The organism is Streptomyces sp. NPDC060027 (genome assembly GCF_042737005.1).
In the GTDB taxonomy this organism is placed as follows: domain Bacteria; phylum Actinomycetota; class Actinomycetes; order Streptomycetales; family Streptomycetaceae; genus Streptomyces.
Genome location: NZ_JBHWVI010000329.1, coordinates 1 through 6,945, shown reverse-complemented (window position 1 = coordinate 6,945; position 6,945 = coordinate 1). Strand labels below are relative to the sequence as shown.

Annotated in this window: 7 protein-coding genes; 3 read left to right on the top strand and 4 right to left on the bottom strand. The window is 70.6% G+C overall.

The annotated features are described in order from the left end of the window. Positions 1–830 precede the first annotated feature (830 nt). The 4 genes from ACFWBT_RS40500 to ACFWBT_RS40485 all read right to left on the bottom strand — a co-directional run bounded on the left by ACFWBT_RS40500 (position 831) and on the right by ACFWBT_RS40485 (position 3,933). Entirely contained in the window at positions 831–1,199 is a 369-nt protein-coding gene (locus ACFWBT_RS40500; protein ID WP_385709125.1) for an FAD-dependent monooxygenase, read from the bottom strand. Positions 1,200–1,303: 104 nt separating this feature from the next. After that, complete coding sequence (locus tag ACFWBT_RS40495; protein ID WP_385709122.1) at positions 1,304–2,932, bottom strand: phytoene desaturase family protein; 1,629 nt, start codon at positions 2,930–2,932, stop codon at positions 1,304–1,306. A 2-nt stretch (positions 2,933–2,934) separates the two neighbouring features. Next, complete coding sequence (locus ACFWBT_RS40490) at positions 2,935–3,432, bottom strand: SRPBCC family protein (RefSeq protein WP_385709119.1); 498 nt, start codon at positions 3,430–3,432, stop codon at positions 2,935–2,937. Positions 3,433–3,678: 246 nt separating this feature from the next. Then, the gene (locus tag ACFWBT_RS40485) at positions 3,679–3,933 is read right to left on the bottom strand and encodes a DUF6479 family protein (protein ID WP_385709117.1); all 255 of its coding nucleotides are present in this window, start codon (positions 3,931–3,933) and stop codon (positions 3,679–3,681) included. Positions 3,934–4,027: 94 nt separating this feature from the next. On the opposite strand from ACFWBT_RS40485, the gene ACFWBT_RS40480 reads away from it, so the two are divergent. The 3 genes from ACFWBT_RS40480 (at position 4,028) to ACFWBT_RS40470 (ending at position 6,888) form a co-directional block, all read left to right on the top strand. Continuing rightward, positions 4,028–4,855: a class I SAM-dependent methyltransferase gene (locus ACFWBT_RS40480; RefSeq protein WP_385709114.1), complete on the top strand. Its 828-nt coding sequence runs from the start codon at positions 4,028–4,030 to the stop codon at positions 4,853–4,855. A gap of 240 nt (positions 4,856–5,095) precedes the next feature. Then, positions 5,096–5,794 carry an RNA polymerase sigma factor gene (locus ACFWBT_RS40475; RefSeq protein WP_385709111.1) on the top strand — a complete coding sequence of 233 codons (699 nt, stop codon included), beginning with the start codon at positions 5,096–5,098 and terminating at the stop codon, positions 5,792–5,794. Then, complete coding sequence (locus tag ACFWBT_RS40470) at positions 5,791–6,888, top strand: CU044_5270 family protein (protein ID WP_385709108.1); 1,098 nt, start codon at positions 5,791–5,793, stop codon at positions 6,886–6,888. Before ACFWBT_RS40475 ends, ACFWBT_RS40470 begins: the two co-directional genes overlap by 4 nt. Positions 6,889–6,945: the final 57 nt, after the last annotated feature.

Below are 6,945 nucleotides of genomic sequence, written 5' to 3'. Positions count from 1 at the left end.
GCGGGGATCGCGGTTGCTCGACCGGAGACCACCTCACTATCGATGTCCTGCGGTACCCGGGCTCAGCCATCCCGCCCGGGCGATCCTGATGGCGCCTCGCTCCTCCGTTCTTTCCCTCTGGGATCAATCAACTGCTGGTACTGCTCTACTACGTACTTCTGGTGATGCAAACCGCTCAGCGGCCTCTCCCAGCGCCACTCTCCGGCAGCCAGCCCCGTCGCCCGTCCTGCGTCTGCTCTGGCTTGGAACCCCACTGCCGAACCTCCCGGTACGCGCGCCCGCAGCCGACGCCATTTACCGAGGTACCACTCACAAACTTCACTGCTGGATACCGCGAACTGCAACTACAGGTACTGCCACTGCATCAACTGCGGTCCTGCTCGCGGCGGCCCCTGATCACCGCGGGCCACCCGGTCCGGTCGTCAGCCCCGTCGCCGTCCTGCAACAACCCTGGCTTCGCGACTCCACCACCGCACCGTCCTACCAACTGCAACTGCCTGTACTACTGCCTGGCAGTTCGTGTCTGCCGGGCCCTGCTGTCTCTCTGACTACGAGAGAAACCATAACCACGCGATCTCCCAATGTCTACTCCAGCCAGAACAGATTTTTTGCAAGCACTGGGGTCAGTAGACGGCCAGGGAGATGGCAAGGTAGTGCGCGGAGAAGGCTGCCACGGTCAGGGCGTGGAGCACCTCGTGGAAGGCGAGGGGTCGGGACGCTTAGGCCACGCTCAGGCGGCCCGGGGTGACCGATCGCCCCCACCCGGCAGGCGCCAGGCGCGGTGCTGGACCTGTGCACGGGCAGCAGCCCGTTGCCGGACGGGCTGGAGTTCACGTGAGCTGGGCTGCCTTCGCGTCCCAGTCGATGTGGTGGTCGAACTGCCAGGCCATCTTCTCCGGGTTGATCAGCTTCATGGCCGTCGGCATCACGAGGTCGCGCAGGGCGCGGCCGACCGGGCCCGCAGTCTTGTTGCTGTTCGTGCGGGCGCCGAGCTTGATGATTCGTTCGACGCGGGGTCGGCGTAGTTGTTCGTACGCCGCGAAAGCCTGGTCGTAGGGCAGGTCCCGCAGGCAGCGCGCAAGTTCGACGGCGCTTTCGGCGGCGATGGAGGCGCCCTGTCCGGAGCTGGACGAGGCGGCGTGGGCCGCGTCGCCGATCAGGGTCATGCGGCAGTGGGTCCAGTTCGCGACCCTTGGCATGTTCTCCATCGGGCCGGGGCGCTCGTGGCGGTGCACCGTGAATTGACGGGCGGCGCGACCTGCCGCCACGGCGGGTGCGGTGCTCAGCCACGGGGCGCTGCCGGTCAGTCTTGAGGTTCCTGAATGCGGAGCCGCCCGGCGAGCAGCCGCTGCGCGGAGCTGAGGACGCGAGCCGTGGCAGCGGTGCTGCGGAGCGCCGCGCGGGCCGCGTTGGCGCCGCATGCGCCATGAACGCCTCCGCCGGGGTGTGCGGATGCAGATGCCAGGTAGAGGCCCCGGACCGGTGTTTCCGGGCGTCCGGTGCCCGGCACCGGACGGAAGATCAGTTGTTGGTGAAGACTCGCCGTGCCGCCGTTGATCGCACCGCCGTGCAGATTGGCGTCGAGGGACTGAAGCGTCGTGGGCGCCAGGACCCGGCGGGCCAGGATCCGGGTGCGGAAGCCGGGTGCGTAGCGCTCCACCTGGCGCTCTACGCGGTCGGCCATGGCTTGTTGTTCCCGCTCGTCCCATGTTCCGGTGATGCCGTCCTGGCCCGCGTCGCCGGCGATGGTCTGGGGGACGTGGATATAGGCCCAGGCGGACTCGGTTCCCTGCGGGGAGCGCGAGGGGTCTGCGGTCGTCATCTGTCCGAGCAGCGTGAAGGGGTGGTCGGGCACCTGGCCGATGGCGAGCTGGGCCGCGAAGCGGGTGAGGTCGTCGACACTGTCCGACAGGTGCACGGTTCCCGCGCCGGCGGCGGCTCTCGCGGTCCAGGGGATCCTGCCGCCCAGCGCCCAGTCGATTTTGAAGGTGGCGAAGTCCCACTGGAAGCGCTGCATGCTGTCGAGGAGGTGGCGCGGCAGGTGCTCCTCGTCCACCAGCTCGCCGTAGAGGTGGGGTGCGCAGACGTCGGCCAGCACACAGCGGCGCACCGGGACCGCTTCCCCGCTCGCGGTTCGCACCCCCACGGCGCGACCGCCTCTCACGACGACCTCGCGGACGGGCTGACCGCAGCGAACGGTGCCGCCGCGGTGTTCGAGGCGTCGTACGAGCGCACGTGACAGGCCTCCCGCGCCTCCTGCGGGTACCGGGAAGCCGTAGTGCTGGCCGAGCATGCACAGCAGCCAGCCGAAGCCGCCGCTGCCGGCGGTCTCCGGAGCCAGGTCCGCGTGCAACGCGTTCCCGGCCAGCAGCAGCCGTGCGCCGTCACCGTGGAATTCCTCTTCCCCGAGGCGTCGTGCGGGCAGCACGAGAGACCGGGCGACGGGCAGCCCGACCGGCCCGCGCAGGCGCAGCGCCAGGCGGGCGCCCGCTCTGATCGGCGGAAAGGGCGTGAACAGCGCGTCCAGGAGGTCTGGGCCGATCCGGTCCCACGTGCTGCACATCCGCGACCAAGCGGCTCCGTCCCCGGCGGCGAAGGCGTCCAGCCCTCGCGCGGTCTGTTCCTTCGACCGCTCGAGGACGGCGCAGCGTCCGTCGGAGAGGGGATGGGCGAGCACGGACGGTGCGTGGGCCCAGCGCAGGCCCTGGGCCTCCAGTTCCAGGCCGCGGATGACCGGCGACGCTGCGGCCAGCGGATAGAAGGCGCTGAACAGGTCGCTCACGTAGTCGCTGTGCACTTCGCGGTCGCTGCGGACAGCGCCTCCGGGTTCGCTCTGTGCTTCGAGGATCTCGACGCTCCACCCCGCGTCGGCCAGGAGGTTCGCGGCCACCAGGCCGTTCGGGCCCGCTCCGATGACCACGGCGTCCGGCATGCTCAGCTCCTCGCGCCCGGCAGGTGGGCGTCCTTCAGCGCCCGTGCGTCGGCGGAGGCGGCCGGGGACGTCATGCGTTCCACGACTTCCGCGAGGCGGGTGAGCATGCTGCGGTGCCGCAGCTGGATGAGGACATCGAGCGGCGCCGCGTGCAGGGCACCCCCCAGCCCGCGCAGCGGATGCTCGTCCACGATGACCAACGTGTGGCCGCCCCAGGGCCGCACCTCTATGGCGATACGGGCCGTGCCCAGGCGGCCGGTGTGAGCTTCGAGTTCCAGCCAGCGATGCGGCTCGAACCGCCTCACCGTGGTGCGTCCTTCGTAGGACCAGGGGCCCAGGCTCACCGAGTACTCAAGTGACGCATCGACCTGCGGCCACCGGTCATCGAGCGGCCGCGATGCAGATGTGCCCACCACCCACTCGCCGTAGAGCCCGGGGTTCTCCAGCACGGCCCACACCGCTTCGGGCGGCCGCTCGATGACGTGGTGCCGGATCGCCATGACAAAAACCTCATATCATCCGAAATGGACCCATACGACCCAGTACCCCATACCTTCAGCACCATGCGACGGATACAGCACCGAACGCCCGGCGCCGGGTCACCGGGTCACCGGGGAAGATTCCTTCGCGCTCCCCGGACTTCGGCGGGCCGGGCATCCTGCTCACAGCCGCCGCCGGCGCTCGCGGCGATCACCGCGCAGCGCCGGGAACGGCAGCCCGGCGGCGCACCCGGCGAACGCGCGAGATCAGCGGTGGGGGTGACCCTGCTCGGGGTCGTCTTCGGGGGTGCTCCATCCATCGCCGCGGCGTGCGGGGTCAGCCACCTCCTGGCGCACCTGTGCGGCCCTGGGCGCGGGGGTGGACACCTCGCGTCGGGCGGAGCGCCGGCTGCCGACGACGAACGCCGCGACCAGGACGGCGACCACGGCAACACCCGCCACCACCAACCACAGGGCACCGGCGGAGGAAACGGCCAATACGGTGTGTGCTTCGTCGATCATGGATGCCGTGTACCCCCAATCGACACAAAACACCCTATCGGCTGCCGGTAATCCGGTGGCGTCTTCGCGGACGAGCCTCATAGGTTGTGCGTTCGTGGCTGATGACCCGGTGGTGCGCCCGAATCCACCCGCCCTCGGACGGGTGTTCAACGAGGTGCCGGAACTCTACGACCGGGTCCGGCCGGGCTATCCCGACGAGCTGTTCGCGGACCTTGCCGCCGTCACCGGCATGGACGAAAGGTCGTCGGTGCTGGAGGTGGGCTGCGGTACCGGTCAGGCGACTCGCTCACTGGCAGCGCTCGGATGCCCGGTGACCGCCATCGAGCCGGGCGCGGACATGGCCGCACTCGCCCAGCGGCGGATCGCCGCCTTCCGCAACGTCGGAGTCGAGACGTCGACGTTCGAGGAGTGGGACGACCGCGGCCGACGTTTCGATGTCCTCGTGGCCGCGTCGTCGTGGCACTGGGTCGACCCGTCGATCGGCTGGCAGCGGGCGCACGACGTGCTCCGCCCCGGAGGCTGGACGGCGCTGCTCGGCAACGTCGTCGTCCGCAGGCAGGGAGAGCCGGAGGTGTACGCCGAGACCGCCGATCTCCACGAGCGGTTCTGCCCCGGGAACCCCGACTGGGGTCATCCGCCGCTGGAGGACGACGTGCGCACCACCGACCACGGTTGGGGCCTGGTCGACGATCCCGGAGCACTGTTCGGCCCGACGATCGTGCGCTGGTACCCAGCCGTTCAGTGGTTCGACGGGGACGGCTTCGCCGACCTCCTTCGCTCGACGTCGCTGTATCGCAGGCTCGCCCGCGACGTCCGCGAGCCCCTGCTCGACGCCATCGCCGAGCGCATCCGCACACGGATGGGCGACCGGGTGTCACGCCGCTATCTGAGCGTCCTGCGTGCCGGACAGCGCGCCGGGTGAGGCCGGGGACCGAACTCTGAACTACCGGCCGCAGCAGCCCAGTCAGCAGTTGGAGAGGGTCTGTCGTCTCTCTCGTGCCGAGGCGGACCGTCGTCGCGGATCTCGGCGAGTCGTGCCCGCCGGGGGCCGGACCGCGTCGAAGGAGTGGCGGCCCGACGGCACCTCCGCCGCCCCGCGTGTGAGGCGGATCACGGGAACCCGGTGTGCGCGGATCGGCAGCTAATGAAGGTGAGCACTGACATGCGTACCCGGATACGGGCCGGGGATCCGAGCGCGTTCGCCGAGCTGTACGACAGCTACGCACGCGCCGTCTACAACCACGCCTTCCGCCTCACCGCCGACTGGTCCGCGGCGGAGGACGTGATGGCCGAGACCTTCATGGAGGCGTGGCGGCTGCGCGACCGGGTCGACGCCGAGGGCGGCAGCCTGCGGCCGTGGCTGCTGGGCGTGGCGATCAACGTCGCCCGTGGCCACCATCGCAGCAACCGGCGCTACCGGGCCGCGGCGAACGCCGCCGCGGAGGCCGAGACGGCGCTGCCCGACCACGCCGACGAGGTGGCGGGCCGGCTCGACGACCGACGGCGTATCGCCGCCGCGCTGCGCGCGCTCGCCGCACTGCGCAGACCCGAGCGCGAGGTCCTGACGCTGTGCCTCTGGGAGGGGCTGGAGTACACGGCCGCGGCCGAGGCGCTCGGCATCGCCGTCGGAACGGTGCGCTCACGCCTCTCCCGCGCACGCGCCAGGCTGCGCAAACTCACCGAGGCCGAACTCGGCGGCCGACCCGCCGCCCGGGCGGCGCCGGTCCCGTCCACGGACCACCGCGCCGAAGAACGCGCGGGAGAACCCGTACGAGGAAATCGGGAACTCGGCCGGCCGGATCGACAGACAAGAGGAGAACACATCCACTCGATCCGGCCCGTATCGGAAGGAAATCGATGAAAGCGACCCAGTCCCGGCAGAGTCCGGCCGAGTGGGAGGAGAGCGCGCCTCTCCTCCCGCAGACTGCGCGCGATCTCCCGGCGGGCCGTCACCAGTTCCACAAGGAGCGCTTGATGGCCCACATCCAGCAGGACACCCAGCGGGACACGAGCACCACGAAGGCCGCCCCCGCCCAGCCGAAGCCCCGAGGGCTCCGCCTGCTGCGCCCGGCGTTCGTGCTGCCCGCGATGGCCCTGGCCGGCGCGGTCGTCGCCGGGACGCTGCTGATCGACAGCGGCGTGCACAGCGGTGGTCTCGCCACCGGACCCGCGGTGACCGTCCCCGTCGGCGCCACCACCACCAAGGGCCTGCCGCAGCTGCTCGACCAGGCCTCGCTGGCGGCGGCCGAGGAGACCCACCCCACGGTCGAGCCCGGTCAGTACGTCTACATCGAGTCCCAGACGTCCGGCACCTTCGTGAAGACGGTCGGCGACGAGAGCAGCCTCGCCAGCTACGCGCTGCACCGGCGACAGGTCTGGCAGTCCGCCGACGGCACCAAGGGCTGGCTGATCGACGCCGCCGTCAACGACAGCTCCGAGGGCGAGACGCTGAGCCTGCCCGACGAGCGGGGCAACACCCCCGAGGCCGGCCTGAACCACCCGTCGTACGACTTCCTGGCCCGGCAGACCACCGACCCCGACGAGCTGCTGAAGCTGATCTACAAGGAGACCGCGGGGCGGGGCAACACCCCCGACCAGGAGGCGTTCACCACGATCGGTGACCTGCTCGTCGAGAGCTACCCGCCCGCGGAGCTCTACTCGGCCCTGTTCAAGGCCGCCGCGAAGATCCCGGGCGTGGTCGTGGTGAACGACGCCAAGGACGGGCTCGGCCGCTCGGGCGTCGCGGTGGCACGGCTGGACGAGACCAGCGGCGCACGCGAGGAGTGGATCTTCGACAAGAAGACCCACGTCTTCCTCGGCGAGCGGACCGTGCAGGTCAAGTCGGTCACCCAGGACGGGGTCGTCATCAAGCCCGGCACCGTCCGCGGCATCAGCGCCATCACCGAGCGCGCGATCGTCGACGGCATGAAGCAGACGCCCGAGCAGAAGGGCTGAGGTCCCGCCAGGCTGACGCCCGCCGCCCACCGGCCCCGTGGCCGCCGTCCCAGGACC